A 2,321-nucleotide genomic window follows, 5' to 3' on the forward strand; every position below is an offset into this window, starting at 1 on the left:
CGCAATGAGGTTTCGACTTAACCGTAGCCCTGAGCAGCAGTCGCGCAGCGGCTGCGTCCGTCGAAGGGCGGCCATTTTCGCAATACCGCCCTTCGACTTTCGCCAGTGCTATCGCACTGACGGCTCAGGGCTACGGTAATATTGATATGATGATCCCCCGCCTTTCCGCCAAAGACCGCATGCCTGATGCCTTGCGCGGCGCTGTCGTCGCTTTGGGCAATTTTGACGGCTTTCATCTGGGGCATCAGGCGGTCGCAGGTGAAGCCATTGCGCAGGCGAAGGCGGCTGGCCGTCCCGCCATCATCGCCACCTTTGACCCGCATCCGGTGCGTTTTTTCGCGCCGCAATCGCCTTGGTTCCGGCTGACGACGCTCGACCAACGGCAGCGACTTTTCGAAGACGCGGGCGCGGACGCCATGTTGGTGTTTGATTTTGATGCTGAACTTGCGGCGACCAGCGCCGAAGATTTCATCGTCAAATTGCTCGTTGAACGGCTTGGCGTTTCAGCCGTTGTCACGGGCGAAGACTTCACCTTTGGCAAAGCACGTGGCGGCAATATCGATGTGCTGCGCGATATTGGTAGCGCGCATGACCTTTCCTCGACGGCGATGGGGCCAGTAGTCGATGATGCAGGCATCATCTCGTCAAGCCGCATCCGCACTGCGTTGCAAGACGGCAACTGCGCAACCGCGACAGCCTTGCTCACGCGACCCTTTACTGTGCAAGGCATTGTGCAACATGGCGACAAAAACGGGCGTCTTCTGGGCTTTCCCACCGCCAATATCGACATGGGCCATTATCTGCGCCCGCGTTATGGCATTTATGCGGTGAAGGGGCATTTGCCCGATGGCCGCGTGCTAAACGGCGCGGCAAATCTGGGAATCCGCCCAACCTTTGACCCGCCCAAAGAATTGCTTGAGCCACATTTCTTCGACTTTGCCGAAGATTTATATGACCAGAATATCGAAATCGAATTTCACGCCTTCATTCGTGGGGAGGCGAAGTTTGACAGCCTCGACGCGTTGATAAAGCAAATGGCGAAGGATTGTGCATTGGCGAAAAGTATCTTGTTATCAATGACTTGATTTGTTATTCATAGTCCAGCCGTTAGGTCATGGATTCCCGCTTTCGCGGGAATGACAAAGGCGTTGGAGTTGAACTTTTATGAATCTATCTCGTCGCAAAAAACAAGCTTTGGCGGTCGTTGTGGTCATTCTCCTCGGCCTGTCCCTGCTCAACGCAACTTGGCTTGCGCCGACGCCTGCGGGCAAGCCAAAGCTTATCGCGCATCGCGGGGTGTATCACCTCTATGATAAACGTGCCGCATTTGGCCGTGACACCTGCACCGCGCGGTTCATCCGCCCTCCCGATCATGAAGTGTTCGAAAACACTATTGCCTCGATCCAAATGGCGGCGGGGCTGGGGGGCGATATGGTGGAAATTGATGTCGCGCCGACCAAGGACGGCAAAATGGTTCTGTTCCATGATTGGACGGTCGATTGTCGCACCAATGGCAAAGGCGAAACCCGCGACCTTACGCTGGCGGAGCTAAAGGCACTCGACATTGGCTATGGCTATACGGCCGACGGCGGCAAGTCATTCCCGCTGCGTGGTAAGGGCATCGGCCAAATTCCGACGGTTGAAGAGGCCCTTGCGGCCCTGCCTTCGCGGCCATTGCTGTTCAACTTCAAGTCAAAAAACCCCGATGAGGCGGACCAGTTGTTCGCCATATTGAAAGCGTCGGGCCGGGATTATGAAAAGCTTGGTGATGCCTTTTACGGCGGGCAACGCCCGGTGGACCGCATACGACAGCTCGCGCCCAAAAACTGGGCCTTTAACATGAAAAACGAGGCAAAGTCCTGCACCAAGGACTATGTCCTTTATGGTTGGACCGGCATTGTCCCCGAAAGCTGCCGCAACGGTGTGTTGGTTATTCCCATCAATTATCAAAGGCCAATGTGGGGCTGGCCCAACCGCCTGATCGCCCGCATGGAGAGCGTCGGCGCGAAAATCATCGTCGTGGGGCCGCATGAAAGCGGCAAGTCGAACGAGGGGCTTTCCGATGTCCACGATCTCGGCAAAATCCCGGCGAGCTACAATGGGTATATCTGGGTTGAGGACATCTGGGCCATCGGGCCAGCGTTGCGGCGATGACTATGCCAATCCTCTCCATCGACTTGCGATGGGGAGGATACAGGCTTTATTTGCAGCGCCATATCCTTTAGGCACCCGCACGATATGACTGAACCTGCTGACTCACCGAAACAAGACTATCGCGATAGCGTCTTCTTGCCCAAAACAGACTTTCCGATGAAGGCTGG

The 2,321-nt window shown here is 55.9% G+C and carries 2 protein-coding genes; both read left to right on the forward strand.

What is annotated here, in order from left to right:
* Positions 1–146: 146 nt before the first annotated feature.
* A complete protein-coding gene (locus HEQ34_RS14135) occupies positions 147–1,085 on the forward strand; it encodes a bifunctional riboflavin kinase/FAD synthetase (RefSeq protein WP_296201547.1) in 939 nt (312 codons plus the stop codon).
* Between the two features lie 79 nt (positions 1,086–1,164).
* Entirely contained in the window at positions 1,165–2,154 is a 990-nt protein-coding gene (locus tag HEQ34_RS14140; RefSeq protein ID WP_296201548.1) for a glycerophosphodiester phosphodiesterase family protein, read from the forward strand.
* The last annotated feature ends 167 nt before the right edge of the window (positions 2,155–2,321 follow it).

The sequence above is a fragment of the Sphingorhabdus sp. genome (assembly GCF_023910635.1).
Lineage (GTDB): Bacteria > Pseudomonadota > Alphaproteobacteria > Sphingomonadales > Sphingomonadaceae > Sphingorhabdus_B.

Excerpts from the sequence above, each read along its gene's own strand:
- HEQ34_RS14135 (WP_296201547.1), top strand. The coding sequence starts at position 147 with ATGATGATCCCCCGCCTTTCCGCCAAAGACCGCATGCCTGATGCCTTG.
- HEQ34_RS14140 (WP_296201548.1), top strand. The coding sequence starts at position 1,165 with ATGAATCTATCTCGTCGCAAAAAACAAGCTTTGGCGGTCGTTGTGGTC.